The organism is Mycoplana sp. ABR4_002 (assembly GCF_056159645.1).
On the sequence record NZ_JBSWVO010000001.1, the window covers coordinates 1,332,309 to 1,349,583 of the forward strand.

At 65.7% G+C, this 17,275-nt stretch carries 17 protein-coding genes; 10 read left to right on the forward strand and 7 right to left on the reverse strand.

The annotated features are described in order from the left end of the window. Positions 1–30 precede the first annotated feature (30 nt). The gene (locus ACXAGF_RS06360; protein WP_475015365.1) at positions 31–417 is read right to left on the reverse strand and encodes an ectoine synthase; all 387 of its coding nucleotides are present in this window, start codon (positions 415–417) and stop codon (positions 31–33) included. 177 nt (positions 418–594) lie between these two features. Between ACXAGF_RS06360 and ACXAGF_RS06365 the strand changes: the two genes are divergently transcribed. From ACXAGF_RS06365 to ftsZ, 3 genes are all read left to right on the forward strand, one after another. After that, positions 595–1,485, forward strand: a complete 891-nt coding sequence (locus tag ACXAGF_RS06365; protein ID WP_475015367.1) for a LysR substrate-binding domain-containing protein — start codon at positions 595–597, stop codon at positions 1,483–1,485. A gap of 245 nt (positions 1,486–1,730) precedes the next feature. Beyond that, positions 1,731–2,042 carry a hypothetical protein gene (locus tag ACXAGF_RS06370; protein ID WP_475015369.1) on the forward strand — a complete coding sequence of 104 codons (312 nt, stop codon included), beginning with the start codon at positions 1,731–1,733 and terminating at the stop codon, positions 2,040–2,042. Between the two features lie 862 nt (positions 2,043–2,904). After that, positions 2,905–3,918, forward strand: a complete 1,014-nt coding sequence (gene ftsZ / locus ACXAGF_RS06375) for a cell division protein FtsZ (RefSeq protein ID WP_475015370.1) — start codon at positions 2,905–2,907, stop codon at positions 3,916–3,918. Positions 3,919–3,985: 67 nt separating this feature from the next. Here the strand turns inward: ftsZ and ACXAGF_RS06380 are convergent, their stop codons facing one another. Further along, a complete protein-coding gene (locus ACXAGF_RS06380) occupies positions 3,986–5,047 on the reverse strand; it encodes a porin (RefSeq protein WP_475015372.1) in 1,062 nt (353 codons plus the stop codon). A gap of 45 nt (positions 5,048–5,092) precedes the next feature. Continuing rightward, entirely contained in the window at positions 5,093–5,380 is a 288-nt protein-coding gene (locus ACXAGF_RS06385; protein WP_475015374.1) for a porin, read from the reverse strand. A gap of 532 nt (positions 5,381–5,912) precedes the next feature. Between ACXAGF_RS06385 and ACXAGF_RS06390 the strand changes: the two genes are divergently transcribed. After that, entirely contained in the window at positions 5,913–7,016 is a 1,104-nt protein-coding gene (locus ACXAGF_RS06390; RefSeq protein ID WP_475015376.1) for a porin, read from the forward strand. 140 nt (positions 7,017–7,156) lie between these two features. Here the strand turns inward: ACXAGF_RS06390 and ACXAGF_RS06395 are convergent, their stop codons facing one another. Continuing rightward, positions 7,157–8,041 (reverse strand): alpha/beta fold hydrolase, encoded by an 885-nt coding sequence (locus ACXAGF_RS06395; RefSeq protein ID WP_475015378.1) that lies wholly within the window; start codon positions 8,039–8,041, stop codon positions 7,157–7,159. A gap of 59 nt (positions 8,042–8,100) precedes the next feature. Further along, complete coding sequence (locus ACXAGF_RS06400) at positions 8,101–10,170, reverse strand: lytic transglycosylase domain-containing protein (protein WP_475015380.1); 2,070 nt, start codon at positions 10,168–10,170, stop codon at positions 8,101–8,103. A gap of 298 nt (positions 10,171–10,468) precedes the next feature. On the opposite strand from ACXAGF_RS06400, the gene dapA reads away from it, so the two are divergent. Together dapA and smpB are read left to right on the forward strand one after the other, a co-directional pair. Beyond that, positions 10,469–11,353, forward strand: coding sequence for a 4-hydroxy-tetrahydrodipicolinate synthase (dapA, locus tag ACXAGF_RS06405; protein ID WP_475015382.1), 885 nt, complete (start codon positions 10,469–10,471; stop codon positions 11,351–11,353). 8 nt (positions 11,354–11,361) lie between these two features. Next, complete coding sequence (gene smpB, locus ACXAGF_RS06410) at positions 11,362–11,841, forward strand: SsrA-binding protein SmpB (RefSeq protein ID WP_475015384.1); 480 nt, start codon at positions 11,362–11,364, stop codon at positions 11,839–11,841. Between the two features lie 104 nt (positions 11,842–11,945). On the opposite strand, the gene ACXAGF_RS06415 is transcribed toward smpB, so the two are convergent. Together ACXAGF_RS06415 and ACXAGF_RS06420 are read right to left on the reverse strand one after the other, a co-directional pair. Then, positions 11,946–12,368: a hypothetical protein gene (locus ACXAGF_RS06415; RefSeq protein WP_475015386.1), complete on the reverse strand. Its 423-nt coding sequence runs from the start codon at positions 12,366–12,368 to the stop codon at positions 11,946–11,948. A gap of 125 nt (positions 12,369–12,493) precedes the next feature. After that, positions 12,494–13,072: a LabA-like NYN domain-containing protein gene (locus tag ACXAGF_RS06420; protein ID WP_475015388.1), complete on the reverse strand. Its 579-nt coding sequence runs from the start codon at positions 13,070–13,072 to the stop codon at positions 12,494–12,496. A gap of 315 nt (positions 13,073–13,387) precedes the next feature. On the opposite strand from ACXAGF_RS06420, the gene rpoZ reads away from it, so the two are divergent. From rpoZ to ACXAGF_RS06440, 4 genes are all read left to right on the forward strand, one after another. After that, positions 13,388–13,792: a DNA-directed RNA polymerase subunit omega gene (gene rpoZ, locus ACXAGF_RS06425; RefSeq protein ID WP_475015390.1), complete on the forward strand. Its 405-nt coding sequence runs from the start codon at positions 13,388–13,390 to the stop codon at positions 13,790–13,792. 189 nt (positions 13,793–13,981) lie between these two features. Further along, the gene (locus tag ACXAGF_RS06430) at positions 13,982–16,207 is read left to right on the forward strand and encodes a RelA/SpoT family protein (RefSeq protein ID WP_475015392.1); all 2,226 of its coding nucleotides are present in this window, start codon (positions 13,982–13,984) and stop codon (positions 16,205–16,207) included. A 206-nt stretch (positions 16,208–16,413) separates the two neighbouring features. Further along, positions 16,414–16,566: a DUF3563 family protein gene (locus ACXAGF_RS06435; protein ID WP_475015394.1), complete on the forward strand. Its 153-nt coding sequence runs from the start codon at positions 16,414–16,416 to the stop codon at positions 16,564–16,566. A gap of 127 nt (positions 16,567–16,693) precedes the next feature. Then, positions 16,694–17,272 (forward strand): DUF2062 domain-containing protein, encoded by a 579-nt coding sequence (locus tag ACXAGF_RS06440; RefSeq protein ID WP_475015396.1) that lies wholly within the window; start codon positions 16,694–16,696, stop codon positions 17,270–17,272. Positions 17,273–17,275 lie beyond the last annotated feature (3 nt).

The window sequence follows — 17,275 nt, forward strand, 5'->3', positions numbered from 1 at the left end:
GGAGGGGCGCGGCGCGGCCGCCATGCGCCCTCAGTAGGCCGAGCCGTTCGGGTCGTCGAGATTGTGCCGCTCGGTGCCCTTGAGCGGCGGGTTGAACACGCTGACCAGGATCAGGTCGGCATCGCGGCCGCCGCGCAGGAAGTGGCGATCGTTTTTGTCGAGGACGTAGATGTCGCCCTTCCGGATCGGGTAGACCTTGCCGTCCATGTCCTCGACTTCGCCCTCGCCATCGATGCAGTAGCAGGCCTCGAGATGGTTGCGGTAATGCAGTTCGGACACCGTTCCCGCCCGCACGACCGTGTGGCAGACGGTAAATCCCATCCGGTCGTCGTGGGTGAGCAGGCGATGGCTGGTGCCGTTGCCCCAGTCGACGAACTTGTCGGTCGTTTCCACCTCGATGAGCGAGCGTACGAACATGCGGTTCTCCATCCGTTAGTTTGATTTTCGTATGGCAGGGTGTCCGGGCCGCGTGGTAGACCCGTCGCGTGGTGGCCGTTGCGTTTCCAGGCCGGTCGTCTGATGATGCAGATTGCCTGACCGCGCGGACGGGCACAAATGATCCTTTTTCACGCGAGGTGTTAGGAAATATTACAGATGAGGCTGCCCCCGCTGTCCGCGCTCCGCGCCTTCGAAGCCGCCGCGCGCCACCAGTCGTTTTCCGCGGCCGGGAACGAGCTGTGCGTGACGCATGCGGCCGTCAGTCACCAGATCCGCAATCTCGAGGACTGGTTCGGCACCCGGCTGTTCGAGCGCGAGGGGCGGGGGGTGCGGCTGACCCGGGCGGGGGAGGTCCTGTTCGGGCAGATCGCCACGGTCTTTGCCGACATCGCCGCGGCCTGCAGTCGGGTCAAGGCGCTTGGCGGCCGGCAATCCCTGAGCGTCGGCTGCATACCCTCCATTGCCAGCCGCTGGCTGGTGCCGAACCTGAACGCCTTCGTCGCCGTCAATCCCGGCCTCGAGGTCCGGGTGGTCTATGCCACAGCGGACGAAAAGCTTGCCGGCAGCGACCTCGACGTGCTGATCACCACCGGCACCGAGGAGGCGCCCGACATCCTGTCCAGCCACCTGTTTTCGAGGGTGACCCGGCCCGTCTGCAGCCCAGGCTTCCTCGATGCGCACGGGCCGCTCGATACGCCGCGCCGGATCGCTGCCGCTCCGCTCCTGCACGACGAGACCCGCAGCGGCTGGCGGGCCTGGTTCGGGGCCGCGGGCATGGCCTGGCAGGAGCCGGTCCACTGGCCGGTGTTCCAGGATTCCAACATGCTCGCCACCGCCGCCATCGCCGGGCATGGCGTGGCGCTCTGCCCGGTGGAGGTCTTCGCGCTGGAGGTCGAGCGGGGCGACCTGGTGGTCCTGTCGGAGTTGTCGCTGCAGGAGAACGGTGCCTACGTTGCCCGTTACCGGCGCAGTTCGGGCGGCGCCGCGGCCGCCTTCGTCCGCTGGTTCGGCGACCTCGCAACCGCGACAAGGACCGCCGCCCGCTAGTCGCAAGTCCGGGCTGCAGGCCCGCGTGCCAGTCGGCCGGCCTGTCAGGCGTGTGGCGTGAGGCGCGTGGCGGCTGGCGGATGTCGCGACGATCGCGGCACCAGCGCTGGCGGTCGTCACAGGGAGAAGGCGTCCTTGCGTGGCCGTGGCGAATGCGCCACGCGCGGCCATTTTCGACACCGCCGCGCTCCGGCTTGGTTGACACCGGGGGCGGTCGTGTCACCCTGTCCGCGCAGGCGAGGGACATGATGGCCGTTGACTGGTTGCAAACGCTGGAAGCGCAGGGAACGATCGCGCAGAGCCTTGTCTCCAAGGTGCCTGTCTTGCTCGCTCGCGAGGACCTGACCCTCGATCAGGCCGCGCTGCTGCACCGGATCATCCAGAAGGGCGCCAAGGACGTCGAGGGCATCGCCGCCTCGATGCAGCAGGAAGACCTCGACGAGGCGTTCCATCGCGCCACCACGGCGTTGCAGGATCTTTACGCGATGCTCCTGGCGGCCACCGTGGAAAAGATGCGGGCGATGCAGGACCTCAGAATCGTCGTCGAGCAGGATTAGCTCCCCCAAGCCGCTGTCCCCGTCGGCCGCGGGCCTGTCGGCCCGCTCCCGCGGTTTCGCGCAAACGCTTCTGCCAGGTTCCCCGAAATCGCCGCCGTTGAGGCTGGCCGTCCGACAGTGGTGGCTGCTCTCCGTCGTGCCGTGACAATCCCGTTACATTGCCAAGATATGGCGGAGCTCGCTCGCAGCGGGACAAGCCGAGGGCGGCGCCGGGCGGGTCCGTTCGGAATTCGGATGGGCCGTCGAGCGACCGCATAAAACGGACGCCGCGAACGTCAAACTATCGGCATCGTTTGCGCGGGCAGGTCAGCGGCCGATCACAAAACGTTTACCAAAGGTTGCGGTCGCTAAACTTGAACCTGCTCTCGGGATTGATGACCATAGGTTGCTTTTGAGTTGGGGCATCGGAGGCAAGCAGTTGAGAACCGAAAACAGGCCGGCCATGGCCGTTACAGTCGTGCAACAAAGCGGGAAATGGATCGTGACCGTGCGCATCGACGACAGCACCGTGCACACGGCGTTCGTCACGGAGGCGGAAGCAAGGCACTTCGAGCAATTTCAGTTGAAGAAGCTCAACATCCGGTGACGGATCCGGGGCGTCGCCCTGGTACTCGTTGCAATTGCGCTGGGCGGTGATGTTCGCCGCGGCGATGAAGGCGTGATGTCAGGCCGGGGCAGGGCGGGCCGCGCGGTGTCGCGCGCGCCTTTCCCCAGATTGCGTGCGCATTCCGGCATGAACCGTCGGTTTCGCCCATTTGCCGCCGTTATCTGTTATCCACTATTCACGAACGGGGACCGAGTGATTCGCGCCAGCGGATTGAGTGGTGGACTGCGCCGCCCCGACGCAACGAGGAGACAACAGATGACCAAGGACCGGCCCTTTGAGGTTGCCGAGATGCGGCCGAAGATCACCGTGATCGGCGTCGGCGGCGGTGGCGGCAATGCCGTCAACAACATGATCGCGGAAGACCTGCAGGGAGCCGATTTCGTTGTCGCCAACACCGATGCCCAGGCCCTGACCATGTCAAGGTCCACGCGGATCATCCAGTTGGGGGCCGACATCACCGGCGGGCTGGGTGCCGGCGCGCACCCCGAGATCGGCCGTGCCGCGGCCGAGGAATCGATCGACGAGATCATGGATCACCTGTCGGGCACGCACATGTGCTTCGTCACCGCCGGCATGGGCGGCGGCACCGGCACGGGGGCGGCCGCGGTCATCGCCCAGGCCGCCCGCAAGGCCGGCATCCTGACCGTTGGCGTCGTCACCAAGCCCTTCAGCTTCGAGGGGCGCCGTCGCATGCAAATGGCGGAGGACGGGATCGCCCGCCTGCGCGAGAGCGCCGACACCGTCATCGTCATTCCCAACCAGAACCTGTTCCGCGTCGCCACGGCCAACACCACCTTCGCCGACGCCTTCGTGATGGCCGATCGCGTGCTCTATTCCGGTGTCAGCTGCATCACCGACCTGATCGTCAAGGAGGGGCTGATCAACCTCGACTTCGCCGACGTGCGCGCGGTGATGAAGGATATGGGCCGCGCCATGATGGGTACGGGCGAGGCCACCGGCGAGGGGCGGGCCATGAAGGCGGCCGAGGCGGCGATCGCCAATCCGCTGCTGGACGAAGCCTCGATGAAGGGCGCCCAGGGCGTGCTGATCTCGATCTCCGGCGGCAACGACATGACGCTGTTCGAGGTGGACGAGGCGGCGTCGCGCATCCGCGACGAGGTCCACCACGACGCCAACATCGTCGTCGGCGCCATCTTTGACCAGGACCTTGCCGGCAAGTTCCGCGTGTCGGTGGTGGCCACCGGGCTCGGCGCATTGGAAGAGCAGGGCGCCCAGGAGCCGGGCATGGTCGTCAATTTCCAGCGCTAGGCGTCGCGCAAGAAAAGCAGACCTTCAGAGGCCCGGTCATCCCGGGCCTTTTCCATGGGCGGCGGGATCAGAAGTTGCGCTGGAAGCGGATGACGCCGCCCCAGTCCTCGGATCCGGGGCCGGCCTTCTCGTCCATGTCGTTGCGGTAGTTGAGTTCCGGCGTGACGGTGAAGCCGGGCACGACGGTATAGCTGAGATTGAGCGAGGCCTCGGCGTTGCCGCCGTCGTCGAAGTTGGCGGAGGCGTTCATGGTTGCCCTTTCCGACATCTTGAACGAGCCGCCGACCCAGAGCGCCCAGTCGCCGCTCCAGCGCGCATAGTTGTTCGGCTGGTCGCCGTCGGTGTTCCAGCCGCCCATGGCAAACAACGCGAGCGGACCGGCATTGCCGTCCAGCCGCAGCTTGAACGCGCCGGCTTCCAGCGACTCGTCGTAGCCGCCGACGGCGCGGACCTCGAAGCCGTCCGCCTCATAGCCGATCGCGCCGATGAGATCGGGAATATAGTTGTCGTCGCCTTGGCCTTCGTCCGGCAGTTGGAAGGAAGTGTTGTCGCCGCTGTCGTCCTCCACCGCGAACGCGAAGCTGAAACCGGTTCCGGGGTCGTAGGTGTAGCGCAGCTGGGTGCGGCCGAAGTCACCATAGTCGACGTCGTAATAGTCCTTGATGGTGTTGCCGGCGTAGTCGGTGAAGTCGGTGTAGAGCGTCTCGGAATAGCCGACCCGCAGGCCGCCCAGTTCGAGATAGATGTTTTCCATCTCGATGTCGGTCGGGCCATTGTCGTCATTCTGGATCTTGGCCTCGGCAAAGGTGGACAGCGCGCCGAACTCGGTGTCGGTCGCCGTGCCCATGCGCAGGTTCAGGCGCGAGCGGGTGGACCAGGAATCGCCACCGCCGCCGGGGTAGGTATCCTGCCGGTTGGGATCGCCGCCCTCGGCCTCCACTCTGAGGTAGCCGCCAATCTTCAGGCAGGTCTCCGTCCCGGGAATGTAGAGGTGACCCATGCCGAAGGCATCGCAGACGCGGACATAGGCGGTCGGTTGCGGTTCGGCCGCGACGATCGCCTCGTCCGCGCCGGCGTCCGCGGCGGCAATGGCCGCGGCAAGCACCAATGGCATCCGTCGCATGCGCATGGTCCGCTCCGTCGAGCATCCGGGCGCTCAAAGTCGGTGGACGACTCAGTCCTCGGCGCGCTTGCCGCCCCGCACGATGTCGCCGCCGCCGATATCCACCCGGGCATAGCCGCCGATCTTGATGCAGGTCCGGGTGCCGGGGATCGTGGTGTAGCCGGCACCAAAGGAGGCGCACGGCTCGACCGGCGGCGGTTCCGCACCTTGCCCTGACGGGATCGCATCCTCGGCGAACGCGCCGGAGGTCGAAAAGACCAGCGCGCCGGCGACAAGCGCGACAAGGCGGATAGCGGTGGGTGGCATGCTTGGCAGTCCCTGCAATTTCATCTGCGCCATGTTCGCCTATCGTCCGTTCTGGTGCAAGTCGGCCAACGGGAGGATGGGCGAGCGGCGGCAGTGCAATGCGTGTCCCCGGCGCCCTGATTCTCGAATCGGTACAGCCATCCGCGGGCGACCCGGCGTGCCGCCGGCCGTGCTCCGCTTAGCTCCGGCGTTTGCCGAAGATGGGTTCGCAACCCTGCCAACCATGCCGGCGGCGTGTGAATCAGTGGGGCAAGACGCCACGTGATGGCACAGGTGGGAGCGGCTAAGTGCCGAATTCCTATGGCATTTCGTTAACGACCGGTAAATTTCTCTGTCCCGCGGTTACAATTTTGTGTCCTTTGCGCAACAGGACACACGGAAGGGTGAAGCAAACCCATTCTTCCCGCAGTTTGGAGATTGCGCCGGGTTCCGCGTCTTGTATTTTCAACTCCGGAAGCAGGGGCGGTGAACGTCCGCTTCCTGAAATTGGGGATGGGGCAGGGAAACGCTGTCCTTCAGCAAAAAGACCCAGACCCGAATGAAACTTTTGACTGGAGGTCAGAAAATGAACATCAAGAGCCTTCTTCTCGGCTCCGCTGCTGCTCTCGCAGCAGTATCCGGCGCTCAGGCTGCCGACGCAATCGTCGCTGCCGAGCCGGAGCCGATGGAATACGTCCGCGTCTGCGACGCGTTCGGCACCGGCTACTTCTACATCCCGGGCACCGAAACCTGCCTCAAGATCGGCGGCTACATCCGCGTTGACATCAACGGCGGCGACGTTCTCGGTCAGGACACCTTCGCTGGTTCCGCTGCCGATGCACTGGCTGGCAACACCGGTGGTGGCGACTCCTGGAACACCCGTTCGCGCTTCAACCTGCGCGTTTCGACCGCGACCGACACCGAGTACGGCGCTCTGAAGACCTACGCTGAAGTCGACCTGCAGCGCGACGACAACACGGCTTCGAACGAGAGCCTGGCTCACGGCTACATCGAGTTCGCCGGCTTCCTGATCGGTTACACCGACTCGCTGTTCGCTGGCGGTTACATCGGTGGCGGCTACGCCAACAACGACTACATCCTCGTCAACTACGGTGACTCGGCTCGCACGCAGATCCGCTACACCTACGGTTCCACGGATGCTGGCTTCTCGTTCACGGCAGCTGTCGAAGACGGTAGCGACTCGCAGCTTCCGAACCCGGATGGCGATGACACCTACGTTCCGAACGTTGCTGGTGGTCTCGGCTACTCGGCTGGCGGCTTCCAGGCCTTCCTCGTTGGCGGCTACGACGCCGACGTCGAGCAGGGCGCCATCAAGGGCCGTATCAACGCCACGTTCGGCGCCTTCAGCGCCTTCGTAATGGCCGGCTGGAACACCGACGGTGACGAAGGCCCGAACGACTACGCTCAGTGGAACGGCGACTGGGCTGTCTGGCTCGGTGCGCAGTACCAGGCCACCGAAAAGCTCGCCATCTACGGCGACCTGAACTTCATGGAAGACGGCGTTGCTGGCGACGCTGGTCAGATGGAAGCAACCGTCGGCCTCGCCTACCAGGTCGTTCCGGGCTTCACCATCTACCCGGAAGTCTCCTACGTATCTGACTACTCCGACCTCGCTGGCGAAGAAGCCAACGACTGGGGTGGCCACATCCGCTTCCAGCGTTCGTTCTAATCTGATCTGACCTCGGTCATTTTGGACGAAGCCCGGCTTTCGAGCCGGGCTTTTTGCTGTTCCGGTAAGATATCCCGGCGGGCGGCTGCACGATCGCTGCGAACCGCCCTTCAGGTCCTGCTGGGCCATGCGGTGGCGGATCAGATATCCAGCAGGAAGGCCGTGATTGCGGAAAAGACGTCCGGCTTGTGCAGCAGCGGGGCGTGGCCCTGGCCGCGGGCGACGTGGCGCCGCAGACGGGGATGGCGCCGGGCCATCTCGTCCAGCGTGGCTTCGGAGAGCAGCCGGGAGTGGGCGCCGCGGATCGCCATCAGCGGAACTGCGCGCAGCGCCTCGAACTGCTGCCAGAGATCGGGCAGGGGCTGCGTCGGGTCGAGCGCCTGCAGGGGGGCTGCGATCGCCGGGTCGAAATCGGCGACGATCCGCCCGTACCTTTCGGCATAGATCGCGGCCGCCAGTTCGCGCCAGTCGGCCGCGTCGAGGGCAGGAAAGGTGGCGCCGTGCGTCTCGGCGAGAATACGGGCCGCATCGTCCCAGTCTTCGGGCCGGCGCTGGCGCCCGAGATAGGCGGCGATTTCCTGCAGACCTTCCGGCTCGAGCACCGGGCCGATGTCGTTCAGCACGACCGCCTGGATCAGATGCGGCATGTTCTCCGCCATCAGGTGCAGGATCAGGCCGCCGCGCGAGGTGCCGACGAAGACGGCGCGCTCGATCCCCAGTCCGGCCATGGCGGCCTGCGTGTCGGCGCTCTCGACGCCAATGTTGTAGTTCGCCTTGTTCTCGTCCCAGTCCGATTGTCCGCGGCCGCGATAGTCGAGCGTCACGACGCGTCGCGGCGCCACCGGATCGGCCCGCAGCATCGCCGCGAACCGGTGGAAGTCGCGCGAGTTGCGGCTAAGGCCGGCCAGGCAGACGACCGGCGGTTGCCTCACGATGTCGGGGGCGGTGGGGCGATAGTCGCGCCCATAGAGCCTCAGTCCGTCAGCGGAAGTGAAATAGTGCTCGTCGAATTCCTCGGACGTCATGGCGCTCCGTACCCTTGCCTGATCCGGCACCGGCCGCCGGGGTGCCCGCCGGCCGGTCGTTATCGGCCCATGCGCAGATCGTGCACGATATCGGTCTCCTGGCCAAGGCGCGCCTTGTAGACCTGGTAGTTTTCCATCACGCGCTGGACATAGCCGCGCGTCTCGGAGAACGGAATGCGCTCCACCCAGTCCACCACTGCGTCGATCGGCTTGCCGCGCGGGTCGCCGAAACGTTCGATCCATTCGTGCACGCGGCGCGGCCCGGCATTGTAGGCGATGAAGGTGAGGACGTAGGAGCCGCCGAAATCGTTGATCTGTTCTCCGAGGAAGTGGGCGCCGAGGGTCGCATTGTAGCCGGCGTCGCTTGTCAGTCTGTCCGCGGAGTAGGCGAGACCGTAGCGCCTGGCTACGCCCTTGGCGGTGCCGGGCAGGAGCTGCAGCAGCCCGCGGGCGTTGGCCGGGGATACGGCCGCCGGATTGAAGGCGCTCTCCTGGCGGGCGATGGCATAGGCCAGCGCCTTGCCGGAGCCGGAAATGTCGGCGCTGGCGGGAATGACACCGATCGGGAAGGCCAGGGCGGCAACGTCGATGCCGCGCCCGAAGGCGATCTTGCCGACCTGCAGCGACCGCTGGTGGTCGCCGTCCCGCTCGGCCCGGGTCGCCAGCAATGCCAGTTCGCCCGGGCTCTGCAGTTCTTCCGCCAGCGCGCGATAGAGGCTGCCGGTGCGCCGGTCGTGGCCGGCGGCGGAGAGGCGGGCGATGGCCTGGACCGCTTCGCGCGAGGCAAAGCGGCGGCGCTCCTCCGCGGTCGGCGCGGGGTAGGCGACGTTCAGGGACTTCCGCCCGATCCGGGCCGCCGCCAGCTGGCCGTAATAGGTGCCCGTGAAGGTTGCCGCCTTGGCGTAGTGCGCCTGTGCCTCGCCGTTCGACCCCGCGGCTTCCGCCGTTCTGCCGATCCAGTACCACGCACGCGAGACGGCCAGAGGCCGGTTCGAGACGCGCAGGATCCGCTGGAAATGGGGCGCGGCCTTGCCCGGGTCTTCGAGGCCGCGCAGGGCATACCAGCCGGCGTGGAATTCGGCCTCCACCACGTCGGTCTCGCTCCTGGCGGCGTGGCCCGCCGCAAGACGATAGGCCGCCGCTGTCTTGCCTTGTTCGTCAAGGCCGCGGCTGGCGATCCGCTGCTCGACCCACCAGGCCGAGGCGGCCTCGGCGTCGGTGTCGTCCGGCAGCGTGCGCGTCAACAGTCTTGCCGCCAGTTCGTAATCCTCGTTCCGGTTGGCGAGCTCCGCGCGGAGGAAGGCATAGGCCGCATCGCCATGCCACGACGGGTCGACCGCCTTCACCAGCGCCGCGGCGTTCTGCTCCTTGCGGATCACCGCGGCCCAGGCCCGGTAGAGCGATTGCGCCTTGGCGAGCTCGCCGAACCGCGCCGCCTGTTGCGTCCGCTCGCGATAGAGCAGCATTTCCATACGCTTGCGATGGTCGGCGATGGAGAGCAGGGCACCGAATTCCTTGAGGACTGTTGTCTCGGTGGACGGATCCAGTGCTTCGGCGTGCCAGAACGGCCGCAGCGCGTCGGCCGCGCCCGGCGCGTCGCCGGTGGACAGGCGCGCCCGGGCCAGCACCACTGCACCTTCCGAAGTTTCGGCGCGTGTCGTGCCGAACGCGGCCAGCACGTCGCGCGCCGACGGGTTTTCGCGCGCCATGGCGCGCTCCGAATTGGCGCGTAGCACCTTCAGGCCGGGCCAGCCCTTCAGTTCGCTCTGGGCGGCGGCGATCACGTGTGAGGGCACGCCCGGCGCCCCGGATACGGCGATTGCCCAGGTCAGGATGCGGCGGTCGAGGCTGTCCGCCGCCATGGCCTCTCGGATCTGCAGCGCCGCGGCGGCGTCATTTTCGGACAGCGCGTCAAGGCCGTGTTTCAGGGACGACGCCGCCTGCGGCTCGCCGGCGACGAGCGGGAACGGACCGGTCGCACCGTGGTCGGGCACGCCGGCCGAGAAGCCGAGCGGCTTGACCTGCGGCAGCGGCGCATTGTCGGTTGGAAGCTGGGCGGCGGCCGCGTCCGGAGCCGGCCCCCCGGCCGCCAGCAGAAGAAGCGCCACGAGGGCCTTGGGTATCGTCATGGAAAAGCCAGCCCGCTGATCATCCTGCGTCTTCGGCGCGTTCAGAGTGGATCTGAGCAGATTAGCGGATTGTTGTCTTAACGAACTGTTACCCGGGAAACGCACGTCGCCTCATTCGCTCGATTCACCCGATCCCGTCGATCGGAAAGGGGCATGGAACGGCCCGTCGGAGCTGGCGAAAAACGCTGTATCCGCCGCTTGCCGCCCGACCATCTCATGATTATGGTGCGGCAGCTTTTAACCACGGATTACGGCCAAAGCGTGGGTTCGCCCCGGACTCTGGCTCTAGGAGTTCTCGATGTTCAAGGGGTCCATTCCCGCCCTCGTCACCCCCTTCACCGAACGCGGCGCGGTAGACGAGGCCGCCTTCGCCAGCCATGTCGAATGGCAGGTCGCCGAGGGCAGCCAGGGTCTGGTCCCGGTCGGAACCACGGGCGAGTCCCCGACCCTGTCACACGCCGAGCACAAGCGGGTGATCGAGCTCTGCATCGAGGTCGCGGCCAAGCGGGTTCCGGTGATCGCGGGCGCGGGTTCCAACAACACCAGTGAGGCGATCGAGCTTGCCCAGCACGCGGAGAAGGCGGGGGCCGACGCGATCCTGGTGGTCACGCCCTACTACAACAAGCCGACGCAGAAGGGCCTGATCGCGCATTTTGCCGCGATCGCGCAGGCCGTTAGCCTGCCGATCATCATCTACAACATCCCCGGCCGCTCGGTCGTCGACATGATGCCGGAGACGATGAGTGCGCTGACCAGATCCCACGCGAACATTGTCGGCGTGAAGGATGCGACCGGCAAGATCGAACGCGTGTCCGAGCAGCGCATCGCCTGCGGCAAGGACTTCGTCCAGCTGTCCGGCGAGGATGCCACCGCGCTCGGCTTCAACGCCCATGGCGGCGTCGGCTGCATCTCCGTGACCGCGAACGTCGCGCCGCGGCTGTGCGCCGAGTTCCAGAAGGCGACGCTGGCCGGCGACTACGCCATGGCGCTGGAATACCAGGACCGGCTGATGCCGCTGCACAAGGCGATCTTCATGGAGCCGGGTGTGTGCGGCGCCAAGTATGCGCTCAGCCGCGTGCGCGGCATGAGCCGTGCGGTGCGCTCGCCGCTGCTGCCCACGCTCGAGCCGGCGACCGAGGCCGCGCTCGATGCGGCCTTGCGGCATGCCGGCCTGATCGACTGAGGCGAACGATGGCGACCAAGGCCAATCCCGCGACCGTCCAGAAGGTCGTGGCGGAAAACCGCAAGGCCCGTTTCAACTACGAGATCGTGGATACCTACGAGGCCGGCCTGGTGCTGACCGGCACCGAGGTCAAGTCGTTGCGGCAGGGCAAGGCCAACATAGCCGAGTCCTACGCCTCCGACGAGGACGGCGAGATCTGGCTGATCAACTCCTACCTGCCGGAATACCTGCAGGCGAACCGCTTCAATCATGAAACCCGGCGACGGCGGAAACTGCTGCTGTCCAAGCGCGAGATGCACCGGCTGAAGAACGCCGTCAATCGCGAGGGCATGACGCTGGTGCCGCTCAAGATCTACTTCAACGACCGCGGCCGGGCGAAGCTCGAGCTGGCGTTGGCCAAGGGCAAGAAGCTCCACGACAAGCGCGAGACCGCTAAGGAACGTGACTGGGCGCGCCAGAAGAGCCGGCTGTTGAAGGAGCAGGGCTAAGCGCGGGGCATGGTTGCCGCCGCCGCGCCGGGGTGATTACGCATTGGTGCGCGATCGCCGTCCGTGCCGCGACGGCCCGGACGTGATTAGCGTGAAGACGCGTCTCAGAACTGCTGGTAGAGCCTGGTGATCAGCGACGGTTCGGCCGTCGCAGGCGCGGCCGGCTGCGGCACTGCGGGGGCGTGGCTTTCGGCAGCGGCGCTGCCCGGGGCCATCAGCGACGACAGCAGCGCCGTCAGTTGCCCGCTTTCCATTGCCAGGCGCGGGGCAGGGGACGACCCGCTCGTGGTGTTGTTGCTGACCGCGGCAGGAGCCGGCTCGCCGGCGGGCATGCCGCGCGGCCCGTAGAGGAAGGGGCCCGTCTCGCCGGCGTCCTCGAGCGAGTTCGCCACCTGCGGGCCGGGCTGTGCCGGCGACAGCGCCGCCAGGGCCGCGGCGGCGGTCTCCGTGCGCGCGCCGCCCGGAAGCGGACGAACGGGTCCGACCAGCGGGCTGACCGCGTTGATGTTCGAGAGTGGGCTAAGCATGTCCCTGACGTATCTCCTGCGTCTGGGTTTCTGGCTATCACCGTCTCATTGACAGGGATTGAAGAGTTTCCGTCGGATTTTACCGAATGCCAGATTCGGGCCACCGGCCGGCGGTGTGGCCGCCGTCAGTTCGCCACCTCGTCCGAGTGTTGCTCGCTCGCACGCACAGGCCGTTCCGAGGGGTCGCGGCCGATCTCGGGCTTCAGCGTCACGAGATCGATGAAATAGTCGGACTGGCGGCGCAGGTCGTCGGCAATCATCGGCGGCTGCGTCGCCATGGTCGACACGACCGAAACCTTGCGCCCCTTGCGCTGCAGTGCCTCGACCAGCGTCGTAAAGTCGCCGTCGCCGGAGAAAATCACCAGGTGGTCGACCGTTTCCGACTGCTCCATGGCGTCGATCGCGAGTTCGATGTCCATGTTGCCCTTGATCTTGCGGCGGCCGAGCGAGTCGGTGAATTCCTTGGCCGGCTTGGTCACCACCTTGTAGCCGTTGTAGTCGAGCCAGTCGATCAGCGGGCGGATCGACGAATATTCCTGGTCCTCGATCAGCGCGGTGTAGTAGTAGGCGCGCAGCAGGTAGCCACGCTTCTGAAACGCCTTCAGCAGCTTCCGGTAGTCGATGTCGAACCCGAGTGTCCTAGAGGCCGCGTAGAGATTTGCCCCATCGATGAAGAGTGCGATCTTTTCGCGAGGATCAAACATTCAGACCAATCCTTTATTTCCGAAAGCGCTTGAAAAAATGCATGGCATCCGGCCCCTGCGCGTATTTCCGGATCACAAACATTAAAAAGCAATCATATACGCGATTTAGGGCAGGGCCTAGGGAATTCCAACCAAGCGACGGTTGAAGCAGGCGAAATTATGACGGCGCTCCGCAGCGCTGGTCTGAGACCGGCGCGTGTCGGTCCCGGCCGGTCGACGGCGGCGGCCGGATTGCAAGGAAAAACTTGAAATTGCGGCCCATTGATTGTATCGGGCATCCAAACCCCTGAAATTCTCGACCGCAAAGGACAGGCAATGGCCCGTGTCACAGTTGAAGACTGCATCGACAAGGTAGACAACCGCTTCGAGCTGGTTCTTCTTGCAAGCCACCGCGCACGCCTCATTTCGCAGGGCGCCCCGATCACCGTCGACCGCGACAACGACAAGAACCCGGTCGTTGCGCTGCGCGAGATCGCCGACGAGACGCTGTCGCCGGACGACCTTAAGGAAGACCTGATCCATTCGCTGCAGAAGCATGTCGAGGTCGACGAGCCCGAGCCCGACGCGACCGCGCTCGCCGCCGAGGACACGGCCGGCCTGGTGCTGCCCGACGAAGAGGAGGACCAGCCCGAGGTCGTCGCCTTCGACCGCATGTCGGAAGAGGAGCTGCTCGCAGGCATCGAAGGGCTCGTCCCGCCGGAAAAGAGCGACGATTATTGATGGCGGACTAAACGTTCCATGCCTATGTAATGCAGTGCGCCGTGCCCACGTTCGGCGCACTTTTTCGTTGCGGCGCGCGCCAGATGGCCGGGTGAAAGTCGACTTCCGGTCTGGCGCGTCGAGGATCAATATATCGCTGCGTTTCCGATGCCCGGACGGGCGCACGGACGCTGTAGGAGCGGCAACCGGATGATGCGCCAATATGAACTCGTCGAGCGGGTTCAGGAATACAAGCCCGATGCCAACGAGGCCCTGCTGAACAAGGCCTATGTCTATGCCATGCAGAAGCATGGCCAGCAGAAGCGGGCGAGCGGCGATCCCTACATCTCGCACCCGCTCGAGGTGGCGGCCATCCTGACGGAGATGAAGCTCGACGAGTCCACCATCGCGGTGGCGCTGCTGCACGATACCATCGAGGACACGAGCGCCACGCGCGCCGAGATCGACGAACTCTTCGGCGAGGACATGGGCACGCTGGTCGAGGGCCTGACCAAGATCAAGAAGCTCGATCTGGTGACCAAGAAGGCCAAGCAGGCGGAAAACCTGCGCAAGCTGCTGCTCGCGATCTCCGACGACGTGCGGGTGCTGCTGGTCAAGCTGGCCGACCGGCTCCACAACATGCGCACCCTCGACCACATGTCGCCGGAAAAGCGGGCGCGCATCTCCGAGGAGACGATGGAGATCTATGCGCCGCTCGCCGGCCGCATGGGCATGCAGGACATGCGCGAGGAGCTGGAAGACCTCGCCTTCCGCCACATCAATCCGGAAGCCTATGACACCGTGACCAAGCGGCTGGCGGAAATGTCGACCCGCAACGAGAACCTGGTCCGAAAGATCGAGGCCGAACTCGGCGAGTTGCTCGTCGCCAACGGCCTGCCGAACGCGGTGGTCAAGGGACGCCAGAAGAAGCCCTATTCGGTGTTCCGCAAGATGCAGTCGAAGTCGCTCTCCTTCGAGCAGCTGTCCGACGTCTACGCCTTCCGCATTCTCGTCGAGAACATTCCGGCCTGCTACCACGCGCTCGGGGTCGTGCACACCCGCTGGCGCGTCGTTCCCGGCCGGTTCAAGGACTACATCTCGACGCCGAAGCAGAACGACTACCAGTCGATCCACACCACCATCATCGGTCCGTCGCGTCAGCGCATCGAACTGCAGATCCGCACCAAGCGCATGCACGAGATCGCCGAATACGGCATCGCCGCCCATTCGCTCTACAAGGACGGGCAGGAAGGCGACGCCGACGACAGGGGCGGGCCGCAGTCGAACGCCTATGCCCGCTTGCGCCGCACCATCGAGTCGCTCGCCGAAGGCGACAACCCGGAGGAGTTCCTCGAGCACACGAAGCTGGAACTGTTCCAGGACCAGGTGTTCTGCTTCACCCCGAAGGGGCAATTGATCACGCTGCCTCGCGGCGCGACCCCGATCGATTTCGCCTATGCCGTCCACACCAACATCGGCGACACCTGCGTCGGCGCCAAGATCAACGGGCGGATCATGCCGCTCGTCACGCGCCTGAACAACGGCGACGAGGTCGAGATCATCCGCTCCGGCATCCAGGTGCCGCCGCCCGCCTGGGAGGAAATCGTGGTTACCGGCAAGGCCCGCGCGGCCATCCGCCGCGCCACCCGGGCGGCCGTCCGCAAGCAGTATTCCGGCCTCGGCTATCGCATCATCGAGCGCACCTTCGACCGGGCCGGAAAGCCCTTTTCGCGCGATCTCCTGAAGCCGGTGCTGCATCGCCTCGGTCACAAGGACGTCGAGGATGCGATCGCCGCCGTCGGTCGCGGCGAACTCTCCTCGCTCGACGTGCTGCGTGCCGTACACCCCGATCATCAGGACGAGCGCGTCACGGTGAAGCCGAGCCAGGAAGAGGGCTGGTTTCCGATGCGCAGCGCCTCCGGCATGGTGTTCAAGCTGCCGGGCAAGTCCAAGGCCCAGCTCGACGCCGCGATGGGCGCGGGCCCGGAAGCGTTGCCCATTCGCGGCCTTTCCGGCAAGGCCGAAGTTCATTTCTCCGAGGGCGGCGCCGTCCCGGGCGATCGCATCGTCGGCATCATGGAACGGGACAAGGGCATCACCATCTATCCGATCCAGTCGCCGGCGCTGCAGAAGTTCGACGACGAACCGGAGCGCTGGATCGACGTGCGCTGGGACCTCGACGAGGCCAACAACACCCGCTTCATGGCGCGCATCCTGATCAATCAGCTCAACGAGCCGGGCTCGCTCGCCGAGGTGACGCAGATTCTCGCCACCGGTGACGTCAACATCCGCTCGATGTCGATGACCCGGGTGGCGGCCGATTTCACCGAAGTGCAGATGGACCTCGAGGTGTGGGACCTGCGGCAGTTGAACCAGATCATCGGTCAGTTGAAGGAGCTGACCTGCGTGTCGACGGTCAGCCGGGTCTTTGCGTAGCGCACACCGATTGGGCTGGCGCCGTGGCAAAGGGTGCCTTGCATGCAAATCTGTGCGGTCTTGCCGGGAAAATGGGCGATGTTGCCTGATTTTTAACCACAGATATGCGTGTGACGCATATCTGGACTCTGATCATGGCGCTGGTTGTTTCAGCGGGTTCCCCTATTCTCAATAGCGGGAGGTTGAACCGAACAAGGGTTTTACCGATGCTGAAGCAGCTGAAGAATTTCACCCGCGCCCTGCGCGTACCGACCATCGCCGAACGCGAGACGGCCTATCTGAACGGCGCGATCGATCGCATCGATCTCGAATACCGCCAGCGCCAGATCGACCGCGGCCTCTTCCGCAAATACTACTAGGCCCGACGCAGCCGTGGCGCGGCGTGACGCCTGCGCCATCGGTGCCTTCGCTCTGCCCGGCCGCCGGCGCCACGATATATCCAGCGCCCGGGCTTCCGGCTGAAATTCCGTTTCCGATTTCGGCGCCATGCGCTATGTCTGCGCCATGTTGTTCCGTCGCCGCAAGCAATCGACCTGGCAGGACCGGGTGCGTGAATTCTTCTGGCCGCGCAAGGGCCTCGGCAGGCCGTTGCGCTACCTCGGCATGCGGATCGTCCGGCTTTCGGCTTCGCCGCATGCGGTCGCGCTGGGCGTTGCATCCGGCACCTTTGCCGCCTTCACGCCGTTTCTCGGTTTGCATGTCGTCCTCGCGCTCGCCCTGGCCTACCTGCTGTCGGGCAACCTGGTGGCCGCGGCGCTGGCGACCGCCGTGGCCAATCCGCTGACGCTTCCGCTGATCTGGACCGCGACCCTGCGCGCCGGGGAGCTTGTCCTGGGCACGACCTCGCAACACAGCGGCACGGCCATTGACCTCGCCCGCCTGTTCGACCATCTGACGTTTTCGGACCTGTGGAGACCGGTGCTGAAGCCGATGCTCGTCGGGTCCGTCGCGATCGGAGCGGCGGCGGCGGCGCTGGCCTATGGCGTGAGTCACGCCGGGGTGCGGGCGCATCGCCGCCGCCGTCTGCAGCGCCTCGCCCACCGCGGCACGCAACAATTGGCCTGACGG

Excerpts from the sequence above, each read along its gene's own strand:
- ACXAGF_RS06360 (WP_475015365.1), bottom strand. The coding sequence starts at position 417 with ATGTTCGTACGCTCGCTCATCGAGGTGGAAACGACCGACAAGTTCGTC.
- ACXAGF_RS06365 (WP_475015367.1), top strand. The coding sequence starts at position 595 with ATGAGGCTGCCCCCGCTGTCCGCGCTCCGCGCCTTCGAAGCCGCCGCG.
- ACXAGF_RS06370 (WP_475015369.1), top strand. The coding sequence starts at position 1,731 with ATGATGGCCGTTGACTGGTTGCAAACGCTGGAAGCGCAGGGAACGATC.
- ftsZ (WP_475015370.1), top strand. The coding sequence starts at position 2,905 with ATGACCAAGGACCGGCCCTTTGAGGTTGCCGAGATGCGGCCGAAGATC.
- ACXAGF_RS06380 (WP_475015372.1), bottom strand. The coding sequence starts at position 5,047 with ATGCGCATGCGACGGATGCCATTGGTGCTTGCCGCGGCCATTGCCGCC.
- ACXAGF_RS06385 (WP_475015374.1), bottom strand. The coding sequence starts at position 5,380 with ATGGCGCAGATGAAATTGCAGGGACTGCCAAGCATGCCACCCACCGCT.
- ACXAGF_RS06390 (WP_475015376.1), top strand. The coding sequence starts at position 5,913 with ATGAACATCAAGAGCCTTCTTCTCGGCTCCGCTGCTGCTCTCGCAGCA.
- ACXAGF_RS06395 (WP_475015378.1), bottom strand. The coding sequence starts at position 8,041 with ATGACGTCCGAGGAATTCGACGAGCACTATTTCACTTCCGCTGACGGA.
- ACXAGF_RS06400 (WP_475015380.1), bottom strand. The coding sequence starts at position 10,170 with ATGACGATACCCAAGGCCCTCGTGGCGCTTCTTCTGCTGGCGGCCGGG.
- dapA (WP_475015382.1), top strand. The coding sequence starts at position 10,469 with ATGTTCAAGGGGTCCATTCCCGCCCTCGTCACCCCCTTCACCGAACGC.
- smpB (WP_475015384.1), top strand. The coding sequence starts at position 11,362 with ATGGCGACCAAGGCCAATCCCGCGACCGTCCAGAAGGTCGTGGCGGAA.
- ACXAGF_RS06415 (WP_475015386.1), bottom strand. The coding sequence starts at position 12,368 with ATGCTTAGCCCACTCTCGAACATCAACGCGGTCAGCCCGCTGGTCGGA.
- ACXAGF_RS06420 (WP_475015388.1), bottom strand. The coding sequence starts at position 13,072 with ATGTTTGATCCTCGCGAAAAGATCGCACTCTTCATCGATGGGGCAAAT.
- rpoZ (WP_475015390.1), top strand. The coding sequence starts at position 13,388 with ATGGCCCGTGTCACAGTTGAAGACTGCATCGACAAGGTAGACAACCGC.
- ACXAGF_RS06430 (WP_475015392.1), top strand. The coding sequence starts at position 13,982 with ATGATGCGCCAATATGAACTCGTCGAGCGGGTTCAGGAATACAAGCCC.
- ACXAGF_RS06435 (WP_475015394.1), top strand. The coding sequence starts at position 16,414 with ATGCTGAAGCAGCTGAAGAATTTCACCCGCGCCCTGCGCGTACCGACC.
- ACXAGF_RS06440 (WP_475015396.1), top strand. The coding sequence starts at position 16,694 with ATGCGCTATGTCTGCGCCATGTTGTTCCGTCGCCGCAAGCAATCGACC.